This window comes from Pseudomonas sp. PvP025, assembly GCF_017832155.1.
Taxonomy (GTDB): Bacteria; Pseudomonadota; Gammaproteobacteria; order Pseudomonadales; family Pseudomonadaceae; genus Aquipseudomonas.
Map to the genome: position 1 here is coordinate 2909246 of NZ_JAFIBJ010000001.1, position 17587 is coordinate 2926832.

15 protein-coding genes are annotated in these 17587 nt (G+C 63.2%); 7 read left to right on the forward strand and 8 right to left on the reverse strand.

All coding sequences use genetic code 11. From position 1 onward, the window contains the following. Window positions 1–84 precede the first annotated feature (84 nt). The 5 genes from purT to JOE32_RS12360 form a co-directional block, all read right to left on the reverse strand. Entirely contained in the window at window positions 85–1266 is a 1182-nt protein-coding gene (gene purT / locus JOE32_RS12340; RefSeq protein WP_209984453.1) for a formate-dependent phosphoribosylglycinamide formyltransferase, read from the reverse strand. 69 nt (window positions 1267–1335) lie between these two features. Continuing rightward, on the reverse strand, window positions 1336–1803 hold the full coding sequence (locus JOE32_RS12345) for a preQ0 transporter (protein ID WP_209984456.1): 468 nt from the start codon (window positions 1801–1803) through the stop codon (window positions 1336–1338). A gap of 140 nt (window positions 1804–1943) precedes the next feature. Further along, window positions 1944–2159: a DUF1289 domain-containing protein gene (locus JOE32_RS12350; protein ID WP_209984459.1), complete on the reverse strand. Its 216-nt coding sequence runs from the start codon at window positions 2157–2159 to the stop codon at window positions 1944–1946. Continuing rightward, window positions 2156–2680 (reverse strand): gamma carbonic anhydrase family protein, encoded by a 525-nt coding sequence (locus JOE32_RS12355; RefSeq protein ID WP_209984462.1) that lies wholly within the window; start codon window positions 2678–2680, stop codon window positions 2156–2158. Before JOE32_RS12355 ends, JOE32_RS12350 begins: the two co-directional genes overlap by 4 nt. Window positions 2681–2715: 35 nt before the next feature. Next, window positions 2716–3318: a CoA pyrophosphatase gene (locus JOE32_RS12360; protein ID WP_057007247.1), complete on the reverse strand. Its 603-nt coding sequence runs from the start codon at window positions 3316–3318 to the stop codon at window positions 2716–2718. A gap of 147 nt (window positions 3319–3465) precedes the next feature. Here JOE32_RS12360 and JOE32_RS12365 point away from each other — a divergent pair, with 147 nt between their 5' ends. From JOE32_RS12365 to nagE, 7 genes are all read left to right on the forward strand, one after another. Continuing rightward, window positions 3466–4017, forward strand: coding sequence for an NUDIX hydrolase (locus JOE32_RS12365; RefSeq protein ID WP_209984465.1), 552 nt, complete (start codon window positions 3466–3468; stop codon window positions 4015–4017). Window positions 4018–4041: 24 nt separating this feature from the next. After that, window positions 4042–4545 (forward strand): L,D-transpeptidase family protein, encoded by a 504-nt coding sequence (locus JOE32_RS12370; RefSeq protein ID WP_209984468.1) that lies wholly within the window; start codon window positions 4042–4044, stop codon window positions 4543–4545. 262 nt (window positions 4546–4807) lie between these two features. Continuing rightward, entirely contained in the window at window positions 4808–5566 is a 759-nt protein-coding gene (locus tag JOE32_RS12375; protein ID WP_209984470.1) for a GntR family transcriptional regulator, read from the forward strand. 10 nt (window positions 5567–5576) lie between these two features. Beyond that, the gene (gene nagA / locus JOE32_RS12380) at window positions 5577–6683 is read left to right on the forward strand and encodes an N-acetylglucosamine-6-phosphate deacetylase (protein ID WP_209984475.1); all 1107 of its coding nucleotides are present in this window, start codon (window positions 5577–5579) and stop codon (window positions 6681–6683) included. Then, a complete protein-coding gene (locus tag JOE32_RS12385; protein WP_209984477.1) occupies window positions 6664–7686 on the forward strand; it encodes an SIS domain-containing protein in 1023 nt (340 codons plus the stop codon). Before nagA ends, JOE32_RS12385 begins: the two co-directional genes overlap by 20 nt. Before the next feature lie 29 nt (window positions 7687–7715). Further along, on the forward strand, window positions 7716–10229 hold the full coding sequence (ptsP, locus tag JOE32_RS12390) for a phosphoenolpyruvate--protein phosphotransferase (RefSeq protein ID WP_209990496.1): 2514 nt from the start codon (window positions 7716–7718) through the stop codon (window positions 10227–10229). 25 nt (window positions 10230–10254) lie between these two features. Further along, window positions 10255–11955, forward strand: coding sequence for an N-acetylglucosamine-specific PTS transporter subunit IIBC (gene nagE, locus JOE32_RS12395; protein ID WP_209984480.1), 1701 nt, complete (start codon window positions 10255–10257; stop codon window positions 11953–11955). Window positions 11956–11977: 22 nt separating this feature from the next. Here nagE and JOE32_RS12400 read toward each other — a convergent pair whose 3' ends face one another. The 3 genes from JOE32_RS12400 to purL form a co-directional block, all read right to left on the reverse strand. Continuing rightward, on the reverse strand, window positions 11978–12916 hold the full coding sequence (locus tag JOE32_RS12400; protein ID WP_209984484.1) for a pectate lyase: 939 nt from the start codon (window positions 12914–12916) through the stop codon (window positions 11978–11980). 209 nt (window positions 12917–13125) lie between these two features. Then, complete coding sequence (locus tag JOE32_RS12405) at window positions 13126–13437, reverse strand: NGG1p interacting factor NIF3 (protein ID WP_209984485.1); 312 nt, start codon at window positions 13435–13437, stop codon at window positions 13126–13128. 4 nt (window positions 13438–13441) lie between these two features. Beyond that, the gene (gene purL, locus JOE32_RS12410) at window positions 13442–17338 is read right to left on the reverse strand and encodes a phosphoribosylformylglycinamidine synthase (protein WP_209990499.1); all 3897 of its coding nucleotides are present in this window, start codon (window positions 17336–17338) and stop codon (window positions 13442–13444) included. Between the last annotated feature and the right edge of the window lie 249 nt (window positions 17339–17587).

Sequence of the window (17587 nt, forward strand, 5' to 3'; positions counted from 1 at the left end):
GCCCCCTCCCACATTTGATCGTGGTTCACAGGGTTGGATGTGTGAATACATTCAAATGTGGGAGGGGGCTTGCTCCCGATGCTTTTAGAGCTCTACAACAACAGCCTTCGAAGCACGGGTCGCCTTGGCTCGGGCCGCTTCAATCGACTCATCCCGCGCCAACGCCACACCCATGCGGCGCTGGCCATTCACCTCCGGCTTGCCAAACAACCGCAATGCCGTGTCCGGCTCGCTCAACGCGGCACCGAGGTTGGCAAATGCGGTCTGCGTCGATTGCCCTTCCACCAGAATCACCGCCGACGCCGACGGGCCGAACTGACGAATCAACGGAATCGGCAGGCCAAGAATGGCGCGCGCGTGCAGGGCAAACTGCGACAGGTCCTGGGAAATCAGGGTCACCAGGCCAGTGTCATGGGGGCGCGGCGACACTTCGCTGAACCACACCTGATCGCCCTTGATGAACAACTCCACACCAAACAGACCGCGACCGCCCAGGGCCTCGGTCACCGCTTTGGCAACGCGCTCGGATTCGGCCAGGGCCACCGGGCTCATGGCCTGGGGCTGCCAGGATTCCTGATAGTCGCCCTTCTCCTGACGATGACCGACCGGCGCGCAGAACGTGGTACCGCCGATGTGGCGCACGGTCAGCAGGGTGATTTCGTAGTCGAAGTCGATAAAGCCCTCGATGATCACCCGGCCCTTGCCGGCACGCCCGCCTTCCTGCGCGTAATCCCACGCCTGGCGCACATCCTCGGCGCTGCGCAACAGGCTCTGGCCCTTGCCCGACGAACTCATCACCGGCTTGACCACACACGGGAAGCCCAGGTCCTGCACGGCCTTGCTGTAGTCTTCGAAGGTATCGGCAAAGTGATACGGCGAGGTCGGCAGGTCCAGTTCTTCGGCAGCCAGGCGACGGATGCCTTCACGGTTCATGGTCAGCGAGGTGGCACGCGCGGTCGGGATCACGGTGAAGCCTTCGGCTTCCAGCTCGACCAGGGTGGCGGTGGCGATGGCTTCGATTTCCGGCACGATGAAGTGCGGTTTTTCCGCCTCGATCACCGCGCGCAGGGCGGCGCCGTCGAGCATGTTGATCACGTGACTGCGATGCGCCACCTGCATGGCCGGCGCGTTGGCGTAGCGATCCACGGCAATCACTTCAACGCCCAGGCGTTGCAGCTCGATCACCACTTCCTTGCCCAGCTCACCGCAGCCACACAGCATTACGCGGGTCGCGGTCGGCGACAATGGAGTTCCGATTCGGGTCATCTCAGGTCCTCAGGGGAGCGGATCATGGGGAGAAAGGCCGGCATTTTACATGAACTGTAAAAATTGGCCTCAGTTGGCGACAGCCCGTTTACGCAGACGCCAGGCCATGATCAACCACACCACCGTGACGCCGGCGAATTTCGACACCAGCGCCGTACCTGCAACGGCCGGGGTCAGCGCGCCGATCAGACCGAAGAAGATAAAGGTATCCAGAGGAATGCTCAGCGCCGAACTGATCCACAGGCGGTCATGCAACGGCCGCTGGGTGATGCTGAACACCAGCCAGTCGATGCATTCGGACACTGCGAACGCCGTGGCGCTGGCCAGCGCGATGGACGGGTCGGAGGTGATGTAGGACAGCACCAGCGCGGCCAGCATGGCAATGATCGCACCGTGGCCGAAGCGGGTTTGCACCATGTCGCGCAGGATGAACACCAGTCCGCCCCAGGCGGACCAGATGACGTCCAGGTGCGGGGCGGTGGAGAAGGCGAAGTTGATCAGCACGACGCTGCCGATGTAGGCGATCAGGAAGAGCATGGGGTAGAGCCTGTGGGTAATTAGGTTGTCAGAGAAGGCCTCATCGGGAGCAAGCCCCCTCCCACATTTGATCGGGTTCACCCAGTTGGATGTGTGAATACATTCAAATGTGGGAGGGGCTTGCTCCCGATGGCGGTGGTTCAGGCGCCGGACTTGCCCGGCATCATAAACACCAACCCACCGGCCACCGCCCGCTCATGACACAACCCCAGCACCACCCGGCGCTCGGCATTGTCCATGCGGCTCCAGCGCGTAATCTCGGCCACCGTGCGCTGGCAGCCGGTACAGATATCGTCATCATCCAATGCACAGATGCTCACACACGGCGAGGCGACGGGACGTTCAGCCGGGTTCATGCCTGCTGCTCGGCCAGGTCGCGCGCATACCGCTGGGCGTTATGCACATAGTGCGCGGCGCTGGCTTCGAGCATGCGCTTCTGCGCCTCGGTCAGCTCACGCACCACCTTGCCCGGCGAGCCCATTACCAGCGAGCCGTCGGGAATTTCCTTGCCCTCACCGATCAGCGAATTGGCGCCGATGATGCAGTGCTTGCCAATTTTGGCACCATTGAGAACCACCGCGTTAATGCCGATCAGGCTGTAATCGTCGACGCTGCAGCCGTGCAGCATGGCGTTATGGCCGATGGTCACGCCGGTGCCCAGGGTCAGCGGGTAGCCCATGTCGGTGTGCATCACGCTGCCATCCTGCACATTGCTGTTCCTGCCGATCAGGATCAGTTCATTGTCGCCCCGCAACACCGCGTTGAACCAGACGTTGGCGCCCTCCTCCAGCTTGACCTTGCCCACGAGTGTGGCATTGGGTGCCACCCAGCTGTCAGGGTGGGTCTCGACGCGGGCGTCGCCCAGGCGGTATTTCATGGTGTGTCCTCGCGGCTTGCCATTCAGGTGATGGCTTAGATATTGATGAAGCTCTTGGGCGGCTGGTGCAGGCTGATCCTGGCGTCGTCATACAGCAGGTTGATCAGCTCGACGATCATGATGGCGGTCAGTCCCCAGATCTTGTACTCGCCAAAGCGGTAGCTAGGCACGTACCAACTGCGGCCCTGATAATCGATGCGATGGGTGTGCTCGCGCGGGTCCTGACGGAAAAAATCCAGCGGCACGCTGAAAACAGCGGCAATTTCGGCGTCGTTGGCCAGGTACTCGACGTAATCGGGAACCACCCCCACGTAAGGCGTAACGCGAATGCCATGCAGGGAAATCAGCGGGCTCAAGGGGCCGATCACTTCCACCAGGCCCGGCGGCAGGCCGATTTCCTCTTCGGCTTCGCGCAGCGCGGTGAAGATCAGGTCCGGGTCTTCGGGGTCACGGCGCCCGCCGGGAAACGCGACTTCGCCGCCATGGGTCGACAGCCCGCTGGCGCGCAGGGTCAGGATCAGTTCGGGTTCGTCGCTGCGGGTAATGGGCACCAGCACCGCGGCCTCGGGGAACCGCCCGTCGGTCTCCAGCGTGTGCGGCGTGTGATTGCTTACCCGGCGAAGTAGCTCGTCCAGCATGAGTCATCTCGGTCTGTTGGCTACCTTGCATCATGCACCAAAGCGTGCGGGCGCCCAACCCCAAAACCGCAGGCGTGTCGTGAAACGACAACTTGCAGGAACGCCCGGCACCAAGCCAAGATGCACGCAATCTCCAGGAACCCGAGCATGAACTTCTGCAGCCAGTGCGGTAAACCGGTCACCCAACGCATCCCCGATGGCGACGCGCACCTGCGTTATGTGTGCGATCACTGCCACACCATCCACTATCAGAACCCCAATATCGTGGCCGGCACCCTGCCGGTCTGGGGCGACAAAGTGCTGCTGTGCCGCCGCGCCATCGAGCCGCGCCTGGGTTACTGGACCCTGCCCGCAGGCTTCATGGAAAACGGCGAGACCGTGGAACAGGCCGCCGTGCGCGAAACCTTCGAGGAAGCCTGCGCGCGCATCCGCAACCTGCAGATCTATACCCTGATCGACGTGCCGCATATCAGCCAGGTGCATATTTTCTACCGCGCAGAACTCGTCGACCTGGACTTTGCCGCCGGTATCGAAAGCCTTGAGGTGAAGCTGTTCGACGAGGCCGATATCCCTTGGTCCGAACTGGCTTTCCGCACGGTAGGGCGTACCCTGGAATGCTTTTTTGCCGACCGTCGGCAACAGGCTTTCCCCGTGCGCAGCGAAGCGGTACCGCCCATGTCCAACACCGCCCGGTCCTGATCCGGCCCCCAGGAAATCGTGTCAATGCGTTGGTTGCTCGCTCTGCTCTGCCTGTCGTTCGCCTCGCTGTCATCGGCGTCCACCCTGGAAACCCTGGGCGGCAAACCGGTGGAGAAGGTCCTGGTGCTCAAGTCTGCCCACCAATTGCAGTTGATCAACGACGGCAAGCCCCTCAAGACCTACCGCATCTCCCTGGGCAAGAACCCCAAGGGCCACAAGCTGATCGAGGGCGACCGCCGTACACCGGAAGGTTTTTACTGGCTCGACTGGCGCAAAGTCAGCGACCGCTACAACCTGGCCATGCACATTTCCTATCCCAATATCAGCGACGCCGCCCGCGCCCGCCGCGAAGGCGTGAAGCCCGGCAGCATGATCATGATCCACGGCACGCCTGACACCGCAGACTACCCGGAGCAGTGGTTCCACACCCTGGACTGGACCGATGGCTGCATCGGCATGCGCAACGTCGACATGCGCGAGGTCTGGAACCTGGTCAAGGACGGCACCCTGATCGAGATCCGGCCCTGATCTTCAATCGCCCGTAAAATAATTCGAAATATTTTCCCGCCCCTGACAGCGCCTGCCGGTGAATACCAGTTCACCGCGCGGGCTTGCGTCGTTCTGCGCGCCATAAAGACCTCTCTAATACCACTTGATGCCAAGCCCCAATACAGGGCTCTGAAACCGTTGCCTGCACGGTTTTGGGTGCATTGACATGGTATCTAAGTGGTATTAGTTTCCGGCCAATACCGGGCGACAACATTCCAAATAACGCATCGGACACTCACCCATGAATCCCATCCTGGCCCTGCGCCCTGACGACACGCAATCCACGCCGCTGTACCTGCAACTGGCCCGTAACCTGGAAGCGGCCATCCATGCCGGCGAGTGGAAATCCGAACAGGCCTTGCCCTCCGAACGCGTACTCAGTGAGCAGTTGAGTATCTCGCGGGTCACTGCACGCAAAGCCCTGCAAGTGCTGTTTGCCCAGGGCCTGATCCGCCGCAGTCAGGGTTCCGGCACCTTTATCACGCCGCGCCTGGAACAACCGCTGTCGCGCCTCTCGGGCTTCAGCGAAATGCTGCGCCTCAAGGGCTTTGTGCCCAGCTCGCACTGGCTGGAGCGCGAGGTCACCCCGCCAACGCACGAAGAGCTGATCCGTCTCGCCCTGTCACCCACCGACAAGGTCGCGCGCCTCAAGCGTTTGCGCAAAGCCGATGACACGGTCATGGCCATCGAGATGACCACCCTCCCCGCCTCGGTGCTGCCACAGCCACACACCTTGGGCAACTCGCTCTACGAATACCTGGAAGGCATCGGCAAGCCCATCGTGCGCGCCCTGCAGCATGTGCAGGCAATCAATGCGTCGGACGAGTTCGCCGCCCTCGTGGGCATCGCCCCCGGCACCGCCATGCTGCTGATGTCGCGGGTTGGCTACACCGCCGACAACACGCCGATTGAGATCACCGACACCTACTGCCGCAACGACTACTACGACTTTGTCGCAGAGCTGCGCCGTCATGACTACTCCGCTGAACTGCGACTCTAGAGAACTGCCCATGTCCGAAGACAACATCCTCACACCCCAGGGCTGGATTCGCGGCCGCCTGGTGCACGAAAACGGCCGGGTGAGCGCCATCGAAGGCACGCCCTGTGACCCCGCCGACAATGACCTGCCTTACCTGCTGCCGGGCTTTATCGACCTGCATGTGCACGGCGGCGGCGGGGCCGACATCATGGAAGGTGCAAGCGCCTTCGAGACCATCACCCGCACCCACGTGCGCTTTGGCACCACCTCACTGCTGGCCACCACCATGACCGCGCCGGTGGAGGAGATTTCCCGCGTACTCGGCCAGCTCGGCACCTTCTGCGAGCAACGCCCCACCGGCAGCGCACGGGTGCTCGGTGTACACCTGGAAGGGCCCTACATCAACCCGGGCAAACTCGGCGCCCAGCCCAACTTCGCCCATACCGCCTTGATCGCCGAAGTGGAGGCCTACCTCGCCCTGGCGCCGATCCGCGTGATCACCATCGCGCCGGAAATCGCCGGCCACGCGGCGTTGATCCGCGCGCTCAGCGAACGCGGCGTGCGCATGCAGATCGGCCACACCCTGGGCAGCTATGAAGAAGGCGTGGCCGCCCTCGAAGCCGGCGCCACCAGCTTCACCCATTTGTACAACGCCATGAGCCCGTTGCATCACCGTGAACCCGGCATCGTCGGCGCGGCGCTGGCCCACGCCCAATACGCCGAGCTGATCCCGGACCTGCTGCACGTGCACCCCGGTGCCATGCGCGTGGCCCTGCGTTCGATCCCGTGCCTGTACTGCGTGACCGACTCCACCGCCGCCGCCGGCATGCCCGACGGCGAATACAAGCTGGGCAGCCACACCGTGACCAAATGCCTGGGCGGCGTGCGCCTGGCCGACGGCACCCTGGCCGGCAGCACGCTGACCATGGATCAGGCGCTGCGCAACCTGGTGAAAATCGGCCTGCCCATCAGCGAAGCCTCACAACGCCTGTCGCAATTTCCGGCGGACTACCTGGGCCTGCAGGCGCGCGGCCGCCTGCAACCCGGCAGCTTTGCCGACTGCGTGCGCCTGGACCGCGCCCTGACCCTCACCGACGTAATGGTCGAAGGAGAAACCATTGACTTCAAAAATGCTTGAAGAGGCCCTGGCCTCCGCTGATGCCGTCGCCGCGCAACTGCAACGCCTCGGCGTGCCACTGGAGAACATCGCCGAGCGCCTGCGCCGCCAGCCGCCGCAGGTGGCGCTGACCATCGCCCGCGGCAGTTCCGACCATGCCGCCAGCTACTTCGCCTACCTCGCCATGCAGCATGTGGGCATCCCGGTGGCGTCGCTGCCAATGTCGGTGGTGACCCTGTTGCAGGCGCCGTTGCAGGTCAGCGGCCAGGTGGCGTTCGGTTTCTCGCAGTCGGGGCAGAGCCCGGACCTGGTCGACAGCCTGCGCCTGCTGCGCAAGCGAGGGGCCTTGAGTATCTCGCTGGTCAACGCCGAGGACTCGCCGCTGGAAGCCGCCTGCGAATTCCACGTGCCACTGTGCGCAGGGCCGGAACTCAGCGTGGCGGCGACCAAAAGCTTTATCGCCACCCTCAGCGCCAGCGCGCAGTTGATCGGGCACTGGAGCCAGGAAGCCGATTTGCTGCGATCCTGCCGCGCCCTGCCCGACGAGCTGCGTGCCGCCGCGAAGCAGGATTGGACACTCGCCATCGACGCCCTCAAAGGCAGCCAGCGCCTGATGGTGATTGGCCGTGGCGCCGGTTTTGCCATCGCCCAGGAAGCTGCGCTCAAGCTCAAGGAAACCTCGGCGATCCAGGCCGAAGCCTTCAGCAGCGCCGAAGTGCGCCACGGCCCGATGGCCCTGATCGACGAAAACTACCCGCTGCTGGTATTCGCCCCACGCGGTGCCGAACAGGCCGGCCTGTTGAGCCTGGCCGCCGATATGCGCCAGCGCGGCGCCCGGGTGTTGCTGGCCGCGCCGGACGATATCGCCGAACGCGACCTGACCCTGAGCCGCGCCGAGCACCCGAGCCTCGATCCGATCCTGGCCATCCAGAGTTTCTACGTGATGGCCGCAGGTCTCGCTGAAGCCCGGGGCATGGACCCGGACCAGCCGCGCCACCTGAGCAAAGTCACCCGCACTCACTGAGTGGTGTTTTCCTGATGAGTACCGTGCCCATGTCCAACAACAATAATGTATTGACCCTCAGCGCTCCCCTCAGCGGGCCGCTGCTGGCCCTGGGCGACGTCCCCGACGACGTGTTCGCCAGCGGCGCCATGGGCGACGGTATTGCCATCGACCCGTTGAATGACTGCCTGCATGCGCCGTGCGACGGTGTGATCATCCATGTCGCCCGCACCGGGCATGCATTGACGATTCGCGCTGCAAACGGCGCCGAACTGCTGATGCACCTGGGCATCGACACCGTGGAGCTGGGTGGCGAAGGCTTTGAGCTGCTGGTCGAGCACGGTGCGCAGGTGAGCAACGGGCAGGCACTGGTGCGCTTTGACCTGGACCGCATCGCGCGGCGGTGCAAGAGCCTGGTGAGCCCGATCATTCTGACCAACAGCGAACGCTTTGAACTGACGCCTCGGTCATTGAAAACCGTGAAAGTCGGCGAGCCGTTGATGCAGGTCGCCGTGCGTTCAGCCGCCTGCGTTCAAACCGCTGTGGATAACTCAACGGTCGAGGCCAGCGCCCGTGTGCGCGTTACTCACCGTGGTGGTTTGCACGCACGTCCGGCTGCGCTGATCCGCAAAACCGCCCAGGGCTTCAGCAGCCAGGCACAGTTGCACTTCGCGGGTAAATCGGCGGCATGCGACAGCCTGATTGGCCTGATGGGCTTGGGCATTGGCGAGGGCGATGAAGTACGCGTCAGCTGTCGCGGCAACGACGCCGACGCGGCGTTGCAGGCATTGGTGGCCGCCCTGTCCGTGGCAATCAGCGAAGCCCATCAGCCCCCGGCCGTTACCGCTGCGCCACCTCGAGTCCGCGTCGAAGCCGACGTGCTGCAAGGCGTGTGCGCTGCGCCCGGCCTGGTGTGCGGACCGTTGATCCGTCTCAGCGGCGTTGAGCTGCCAGCCGATACCGGCGGCCATCGCGTCGATGAACAACTCAAACGCCTGGACGCGGCGCTGGAACAGGTGCGCGGCGAAATCCGCGACACGCTGGCCCACGCTCGGCAGCGCAAAAATGCCGAGGAAGAAGACATCTTCGCCGCCCACCAGGCCCTGCTGGAAGACCCGGCGCTGCTTGACGCGGCCACCGCGTCCATCGAACACGGCAGCGCCGCCACCCATGCCTGGCGCGATGCAATCCAGGCCCAATGCGCGGTGTTGCTGGCGCTGGGCAAGCCGCTGTTCGCCGAACGCGCCAACGACCTGCGTGACCTGCAACAACGCGTGTTGCGCGCCTTGCTCGGTGACGCCTGGCATGTCGAATTGCCGGCGGGTGCGATTGTCAGCGCCCATGAGCTGACACCGTCCGACCTGCTGCAACTGAGCGCGCAAAACGCCGTCGGCATCTGCATGGCCGAAGGTGGCGCGACGTCCCACGTGGCGATCCTGGCCCGGGGTCAGGGCTTGCCCTGCGTGGTGGCGTTGGGCACCGAGCTCCTGGATGTGCCGCAGGGCCAGCGTGTGGTCCTGGACGCGGCCAATGGTCGCCTGGAACTGGCGCCCAGCGACGCCCGGCACGCCCAAGTGCACCAGATTCGCGACGCGCAGAAGCTGCGCCGCCAGCAGCAACAGACCCAGGCCCAATTACCCGCACACACCACCGACGGCGTGAGCGTTGAAGTCGCTGCCAATGTCGCCTCCAGCGCCGAAGCCGAGGTGGCCTTTGAAAACGGCGCCGACGGCGTCGGCCTGTTGCGTACCGAATTCCTCTTCGTCGACCGTCGCACCGCGCCCGATGAACAGGAGCAACGTCAGGCCTATCAAGCCGTACTGGATGCCATGGGCGATAAGTCGGTGATCATCCGCACTATCGATGTGGGCGGCGACAAGCAACTGGACTACCTGCCGTTGCCCGCCGAGGCCAACCCGGTGTTGGGCCTGCGCGGTATTCGCCTGGCCCAGGTGCGCCCCGATGTGCTCGACCAGCAACTGCGCGCGCTGCTGCAAGTAGCGCCGCTCGAACGCTGCCGCATCCTGCTGCCGATGGTCAGCGAGGTGGATGAACTGCTGCAGATCCGCCAGCGCCTGGCTCAACTATGCGCCGAGCTGGAACTGACCCGGCGTCCGGAACTGGGCGTGATGATCGAAGTGCCCGCCGCTGCACTGATGGCCGAGCAGCTCGCGCTGTATGCAGACTTTTTGTCCATCGGCACCAATGACCTGTCCCAGTACACCCTGGCCATGGACCGCGATCACGCCGGTCTGGCGGCGCGGGTCGATGCGTTGCACCCGGCGCTGCTACGGCTGATTGCCCAGACCTGCGCGGGGGCGGCGAAACATGGGCGTTGGGTTGGCGTATGTGGCGCCCTGGCCTGCGACCCAATGGCCACGCCGGTGCTGATCGGCCTGGGCGTCAGCGAGCTGTCGGTGAGCCCGCTGCAGATCGGCGAAATCAAGGACCGCGTCCGCCACCTGGATGCGGCGCACTGCCGGCAACTGAGCCAGGGCCTGCTCGACCTGAGCAGCGCCCGAGCCGTTCGCCAGGCCTGTCAACACCACTGGCCGCTGAGCTGATAACAACAACAAAAGGAGACACGCCATGTATCAACATTTCATCGAAGGCCTGCAACGCCTGGGCCGCGCCTTGATGCTGCCGATCGCGATTCTGCCGATTGCCGGCCTGCTGCTGCGCCTGGGCGATACCGACCTTTTGAACATCGCGGTGATGCACGACGCCGGGCAAGCGATCTTCGCCAACCTGGCATTGATCTTCGCCATCGGCATTGCCGTGGGTTTTGCCCGCGACAACAACGGCACGGCAGGTCTGGCCGGTGCGATTGGTTACCTGGTGATGATCTCCACTCTCAAGGTGATGGACACCACCATCAACATGGGCATGCTCGCCGGTATCGCCAGTGGCTTGATGGCAGGCGGACTGTATAACCGCTTCAAGGACATCAAGTTGCCGGAGTACCTCGCCTTTTTTGGCGGGCGACGGTTTGTGCCGATTGTCACCGGGTTCAGCGCGGTTGGCCTTGGCGTGATCTTCGGGCTGATCTGGCCGCCGATCCAACAGGGCATCAACAGCTTCGGCGCGTTGCTGATGGACAGCGGCAGCCTCGGCGCCTTCGTGTTTGGTGTGTTCAACCGGCTGCTGATCGTCACCGGCCTGCACCATATCCTCAACAACATGGCCTGGTTTGTGTTTGGCACCTTTACCGACCCGGTCACCGGCGCGGTCGTCACCGGTGACCTGACCCGTTACTTCGCCGGCGACCCCAAAGGCGGCCAGTTCATGACCGGCATGTTCCCGGTGATGCTGTTCGGCCTGCCGGCCGCGTGTCTGGCGATGTACCGCAATGCGCTGCCGGAACGGCGCAAAGTGATGGGCGGGATTTTCCTGTCGATGGCGCTGACCTCGTTCCTGACCGGCGTGACGGAGCCGATCGAGTTCGCATTCATGTTTCTGGCGCCGTTCCTGTACCTGATCCACGCGGTGCTGACCGGCCTGTCGATGGCCGTGACCAACCTGCTGAATATCCACCTCGGGTTTACTTTCTCCGGAGGGTTTATCGACATGGTGCTGGGTTGGGGCAAGTCCACCAATGGCTGGCTGATATTCCCGGTTGGCCTGGCCTACGCGTTGATTTACTACAGCGTGTTCAGCTACTGCATTCGCCGTTTCAACCTGAAGACACCGGGCCGGGAAGATATCCAGGTGGCGCAGGCTGAGGTGATGAACGACAACCAGCGTGCCACGGCTTATATCCGCGCGCTGGGCGGTGCGGACAATCTGCTGAGTGTGGGCGCCTGCACCACGCGGTTGCGCCTGGACATGGTCGATCGCAACAAGGCAGTGGATGCGGAGTTGAAAGCGCTGGGCGCCATGGCGGTGGTGCGGCCGGGTAATGGCGGGAGTTTGCAGGTGGTGGTCGGGCCGCTGGCCGACAGCATTGCTGATGAAATTCGCCTGGCGATGCCGTCGTTTGTTGCCAGTGCGCCGGTTGCGCCTGTGGATAAACCAGCGGCGGTGAATGTGCAGGAGGCCGAGAAATGGCTGAGTGCACTGGGCGGACGAGCCAATGTGCAGCAGTTGGAGGCTGTGGCGATGACGCGGTTACGGGTGGAATTGGGGGATGACTCGGGGTTGTCCGAAACGGCCCTGACCGCGCTGGGTTGTCAGGGTGTCAGCCGGCTGGAAAGCGGTGTCTGGCACTTGTTGATTGGCGACAAGGCCCTGGGCCTGGGTGAAGCGCTGGAGCGGTTGGTCGGTGACCGTGAGGTCGGTTCCAGAGTTTAGAAGCACAGTGGTTCCATTGGCCTTAGCCACCAAAGACCAGGTTGGCCGACTGAGCCCCCGCGTTTTTCACCGTAAAGTCCTTGGCTTGCACGGCGGTCTTCAACGCGTAGTCATAGTTGGAATTGGCCGTCCACTGCGCCTTCGGCGACTTCTGGTTAGTGATCGCAGGCACGCTGCCGATATCGGTGAAGGTGCCGTTGCCTTTGTCGTCCAACATGCCGTTGCTGGCGCTGCCCTCACCAAAGTGGTTGTACTCGGAAAGAATGTTGGCGTTTTGCGCCAGGGTAAAGCCCAGGTGGAACTTGTTGATGTAGTTGTTATAGACATGGAAGTAGCCATAGCGCATCAGCCCCGGTGCGCGCACTTCCAGATTGTCGAAGCGGTTATGGCAGATCGTCAGCCGTGGAAAACCGTTGAACGCCGTGTTGTTGTCATCGCTCGGGTGGCCGAGGATCAAGCCGTACTTGTGGTTACCAAAGAAGCAGTTGCTGATGGTCGCGTAGTCGGCCTTGTCACCCATGTAGAGCAACTTGTCGAGGCTGCCGTCGTTGACGGACCAGGTGTGACCGACGAAAGAGCAATGGTCGATCCAGTACTTGCTGCCGTGGTTGAGGTACAGCTGGATGTCGTCGTTGTCTTTGATGCCAGCCGAGTGCTGGAAAACGATGTTCTGGAAAATGATGTTTTGCGACGCTGAGGTTGCCCGCAGGTGGATGTTGGTGAGGGTGCGGTTCTGGAACGAGCCCACCAGGGTCTTGTTGGAGCCCAGGTTCACTTTGGTCAGGCTGGAAGCCGAAAGGTTGCTGTTGATCACCAGCACGCGAGGGATCGCGTCGCCGATATTGGCCTTGAGTTGATCCAGGTTGGTAATGCTGACCACGGGGCCTGCCCAGCCGCCGGTAACCTTGGCAGCCTTGGCAAAGCCTGTGATGCCGTTGAGTTTGCTTTCTGGATAAGACATGTGAGTTCCCTCTCTAAAGAAACATGACCGTCCTGGTCATGGGTACAAATACTGTACATGCAAACAGTGCTTTATAAATTTATTATCGTCAACCCCTATTCAAATCCAGGCTGTCCGGGACGCCGCCTTCGCGAGCAAGTTTCAACCGACGATAAAAAACCCGCTGACCAAACCGGCCCAGCGGGTTTCCTGTTTTTACAGCCGTCGAATCAAAAATCCGCCAACTGCCATACCTCATAAGCCGGTGTTTCATACGGGTGGCTCAGCTTCAAAGCAGCCACAACAGCCATAATCAACGCATCCGCCACCACCAGCTCAACCTTCCATTCTTCAACCACTTCAACCTGACCCACCTGCCCAAGATACGGCTGGCTGCCGTCCAATGCGCGAAACTGGCCCTGGCCCGGCACTTGCCAGGCGCAGCTGTCGTAGTTGCCGATGCGCCCGCCGCCGGCGGCGAAGACGGCGGTTTTCACCGTCTCCACATGGCTTGCGGGTACAAAGAAGGCGAGCTTGTACACCGCCTCAGTTCACCCACACGCGGGCGTTGCGGAACATGCGCATCCAGCCGCCGTCTTCGTCCCACTCTTCCGGGCGCCACGAGTTCTGCACGGCGCGGAACACGCGCTCCGGGTGCGGCATCATGATGGTCACGCGGCCGTCGCGGCTGGTGAGGCCGGTGATCCCGCGCGGCGAGCCGTTCGGGTTGGCCGGGTAGCCTTCGGTGACCTTGCCGTGGTTGTCGACGAAACGCAGGGCCACGGTGCCGGACAGGTCGGCTTCGAGCAGCGCTTCTTCGCTGGCGAACTCCGCGTGGCCTTCACCGTGGGCGATGGCGATCGGCATGCGCGAACCGGCCATGCCCTGCAGGAAGATCGAGTTGGACTCCTGCACCTGCACCATGGCAACGCGCGCTTCGAACTGCTCGGAGCGGTTGCGCACAAAGTGTGGCCAGAACTCGCTGCCGGGGATCAGTTCGCTGAGGTTGGACATCATCTGGCAACCGTTGCATACGCCCAGCGTGAAGCTGTCGTTGCGCTCGAAGAAGCCCTGGAACGCATCGCGGGCGCGGCTGTTGAACAGCGCCGACTTGGCCCAGCCTTCGCCGGCCCCCAGCACGTCGCCGTAGGAGAAACCGCCACAGGCGACCAGGCCTTTGAACTCATTGAGGTCAACGCGACCGGCGAGGATGTCGCTCATGTGCACGTCAATCGCATTGAAGCCGGCACGGTCGAACGCGGCCGCCATTTCCACCTGGCCGTTGACACCCTGCTCACGCAGCACGGCAACCTGTGGCCGGATGCCTTTCTTGATGTAGGGCGCGGCCACGTCCTGGTTGACGTCGAAGCTGAGCATGGTGCTCAGGCCCGGGTTGTCTTCTTCCAGGATCGCGTCGAATTCCTGCTCGGCGCAATCGGCGTTATCACGCAGGCGCTGGATCTGGTAGCTGGTCTCGGACCATTGGCGTTGCAGCAGGCGGCGCTGGCCGGAGAACACGGTGTCGCCGTTGAACGAGATGTTGATCTCACCGTTGTTGATCGGCTGGCCGATGACGGCCACGCAGTCATCCAGGCCGGCGGCGCTGAATTGGGCGAGTACGTCCGGGGTTGCGTCCTGGCGTACCTGGATCACGGCGCCCAGCTCTTCGTTGAACAGGATGCCGTTGATTTCAGAGGCATCCTCGGCAACGCTGTCGAGCACGATGTTCAGACCGCAGTGACCGGCAAAGGCCATTTCCACAACGCTGGTGAGCAGGCCACCATCGGAACGGTCGTGATAAGCCAGCAGGTGGCCGTCGGCGTTGAGGCCCTGGATCACGGCGAAGAAGGCCTTGAGGTCCTCAGCGTCGTCGACGTCCGGCGCCTGCTTGCCGAGCTTGCCGTGGGTCTGCGCAAGGATCGAGGCACCCATGCGGTTCTGCCCACGGCCCAGGTCGATCAGGATCAGGTCGGTGGTGCCCTTGTCCATGCGCAGTTGCGGGGTAAGGGTCTGGCGGATATCGGTGACCGGGGCAAAACCGGTGACGATCAGCGACAGCGGCGAGGTGACGCTCTTGTCGGTGCCGTCCTCGTTCCAGCGGGTGGCCATGGACATGGAGTCCTTGCCCACCGGAATGGTGATGCCCAGCTCCGGGCACAGCTCCATGCCCACGGCCTTGACGGTGTCGTAGAGGCGCGCGTCTTCACCGGGATGGCCGGCGGCCGACATCCAGTTGGCCGACAGTTTGATATCGGACAATTTACCGATGCGCGAAGCTGCGATGTTGGTGAGGGTTTCACCAATCGCCATGCGGCCCGACGCCGGAGCGTCCAGCAGGGCCAGCGGCGTGCGCTCGCCCATGGCCATGGCTTCACCGGTGTACACGTCGAAGCTGGTGGCGGTGACGGCAACGTCGGCCACCGGCACCTGCCACGGGCCGACCATCTGGTCACGGGCCACGAGGCCGGTGATGGTACGGTCGCCAATGGTGATCAGAAAGCTTTTGCTGGCCACGGCCGGGTGGTGCAGCACGCGCTCGATGCTGTCGGCCAGCTCCAGCGCGCGCGGGTCGAAATCATCGCCCAGCTCGGCTTCACGAACCGCCGAACGGTGCATGCGCGGGGCCTTGCCCAGCAGCACTTCGAGCGGCATGTCCACCGGGCTGTTGCCGAAGTGGCTGTCGGTCACGGTCAGTTGCGGCTCGGCCGTGGCCTCGCCGACCACGGCAAACGGGCAACGCTCGCGTTCGCAGATAGCCTGGAAGCGCGCGAAATCTTCAGGGCCGACGGCGAGTACGTAGCGCTCCTGGGATTCGTTGCTCCAGATTTCGTGCGGGGCCATGCCCGGCTCGTCATTTGGAATGTTGCGCAGTTCGAAACGGCCGCCCCGCTCGCCATCGTTGACCAGTTCCGGGAAGGCGTTGGACAAGCCACCGGCGCCCACGTCGTGGATAAAGCTGATCGGGTTCTTGTCGCCCAACTGCCAGCAACGGTCGATGACTTCCTGGCAGCGACGTTCCATCTCCGGGTTTTCGCGCTGTACGGAAGCGAAGTCCAGGTCCGCCGAGCTGGTGCCGGTGGCCATGGAGGAAGCTGCACCGCCGCCCAGGCCGATCAGCATCGCCGGGCCGCCGAGCACGATCAGCTTGGAGCCGACCAGAATCTCGCCTTTCTTGACGTGTTCTTCACGGATGTTGCCCATGCCGCCGGCCAGCATGATCGGCTTGTGGTAGCCGCGCACTTCATCGCCACGCGGGGTGGTGATGGACTGTTCGAAGGTGCGGAAATAACCGGTGAGCGCCGGGCGCCCGAATTCGTTGTTGAACGCGGCGCCGCCCAGCGGGCCTTCGATCATGATGTCCAGCGCGGTGACGATGCGCTCAGGCTTGCCGTAGGGCACTTCCCAGGGCTGTTCGAAGCCCGGGATCTGCAGGTTGGACACGGTAAAACCGGTGAGGCCCGCCTTGGGCTTGGCGCCACGGCCGGTGGCGCCTTCGTCGCGGATTTCGCCGCCCGAACCGGTGGCGGCGCCCGGGAACGGGGCAATCGCGGTCGGGTGGTTGTGGGTCTCGACCTTCATCAGGATGTGCACCGGTTCCTGCACCGCGCCGTACTGGCGGGTCTCAGGGTCCGGGAAGAAGCGACCGGCGACCGAGCCGACGATCACCGAGGCGTTGTCCTTGTACGCCGACAGCACACCTTCGCTGTGCATCACGTAGGTGTTCTTGATCATGCCGAACAGGCTTTTTTCCTGGCTCTGGCCGTCAATGTCCCAACTGGCGTTGAAGATCTTGTGACGGCAATGCTCGGAGTTGGCCTGGGCGAACATCATCAGTTCGATGTCGTGGGGGTTGCGCTGCAGGCCGTTGAAGGCGTCGACCAGGTAGTCGATCTCATCTTCGGCGAGCGCCAGGCCCAGTTCGGTGTTGGCTTTCTCGAGGGCGGCGCGGCCACCGCCGAGCACGTCAATCGCGGTGAGCGGCTTGGGCTCGGCGTGGCTGAACAGGCCGGCGGCCTGTTCCAGCTGGCTGACGATGATCTGGGTCATGCGGTCGTGCAGGCTGCTGGCAATCAGCTCGGCTTCGGCGTCGCTGAACTGCCCGGCGACGTAGAAGGCGATGCCGCGTTCCAGGCGCTGGATCTTGTCCAGGCCACAGTTGCGGGCGATGTCGCTGGCCTTGCTCGACCAGGGCGAGATGGTGCCGAACCGTGGCAGAACCAGGAACAAGCGCCCGGCGGGCTCTTGAACGGGAACGCTGGGACCGTACTTCAGAAGGCGTGCCAGCACTTGCTGTTCGTCGGCGGTCAAGACGCCGTTAACGTCGGCGAAATGAGCAAATTCAGCATACAGGCCTGTAACCGCTGGAACCTTCTGGCTCAGTTGCTCAAGGAGTTTGCTGTGGCGAAAGGCAGAAAGGGCAGGAGCGCCGCGCAGGATCAACATCTTCGGGACAGCCTCGGGAAGGGGGTGTGCTTTGAGGCCGTGCATTCTAGCGTAAACCTTCGCCAACGGCACCCGAAACGGCACCGCTGGCCGCCGCCGAACGTCAGTTGGCCGCGATTGCACCCTATCGGGGCAAAATCCCTGGCGTTGGGCGCAGTTATTTTAACCGTCACAATCGTGCGCCAACCCGCGTTTCTGCGGGCTGCAGCACAGTTTTTGCGGCGCTAGCAGACAAGTGCGCCGCTGTCG

Excerpts from the sequence above, each read along its gene's own strand:
- purT (WP_209984453.1), bottom strand. The coding sequence starts at position 1,266 with ATGACCCGAATCGGAACTCCATTGTCGCCGACCGCGACCCGCGTAATG.
- JOE32_RS12360 (WP_057007247.1), bottom strand. The coding sequence starts at position 3,318 with ATGCTGGACGAGCTACTTCGCCGGGTAAGCAATCACACGCCGCACACG.
- nagE (WP_209984480.1), top strand. The coding sequence starts at position 10,255 with ATGTATCAACATTTCATCGAAGGCCTGCAACGCCTGGGCCGCGCCTTG.
- nagA (WP_209984475.1), top strand. The coding sequence starts at position 5,577 with ATGTCCGAAGACAACATCCTCACACCCCAGGGCTGGATTCGCGGCCGC.
- JOE32_RS12350 (WP_209984459.1), bottom strand. The coding sequence starts at position 2,159 with ATGAACCCGGCTGAACGTCCCGTCGCCTCGCCGTGTGTGAGCATCTGT.
- JOE32_RS12355 (WP_209984462.1), bottom strand. The coding sequence starts at position 2,680 with ATGAAATACCGCCTGGGCGACGCCCGCGTCGAGACCCACCCTGACAGC.
- JOE32_RS12400 (WP_209984484.1), bottom strand. The coding sequence starts at position 12,916 with ATGTCTTATCCAGAAAGCAAACTCAACGGCATCACAGGCTTTGCCAAG.
- ptsP (WP_209990496.1), top strand. The coding sequence starts at position 7,716 with ATGTCCAACAACAATAATGTATTGACCCTCAGCGCTCCCCTCAGCGGG.
- JOE32_RS12345 (WP_209984456.1), bottom strand. The coding sequence starts at position 1,803 with ATGCTCTTCCTGATCGCCTACATCGGCAGCGTCGTGCTGATCAACTTC.
- JOE32_RS12370 (WP_209984468.1), top strand. The coding sequence starts at position 4,042 with ATGCGTTGGTTGCTCGCTCTGCTCTGCCTGTCGTTCGCCTCGCTGTCA.
- purL (WP_209990499.1), bottom strand. The coding sequence starts at position 17,338 with ATGTTGATCCTGCGCGGCGCTCCTGCCCTTTCTGCCTTTCGCCACAGC.
- JOE32_RS12375 (WP_209984470.1), top strand. The coding sequence starts at position 4,808 with ATGAATCCCATCCTGGCCCTGCGCCCTGACGACACGCAATCCACGCCG.
- JOE32_RS12365 (WP_209984465.1), top strand. The coding sequence starts at position 3,466 with ATGAACTTCTGCAGCCAGTGCGGTAAACCGGTCACCCAACGCATCCCC.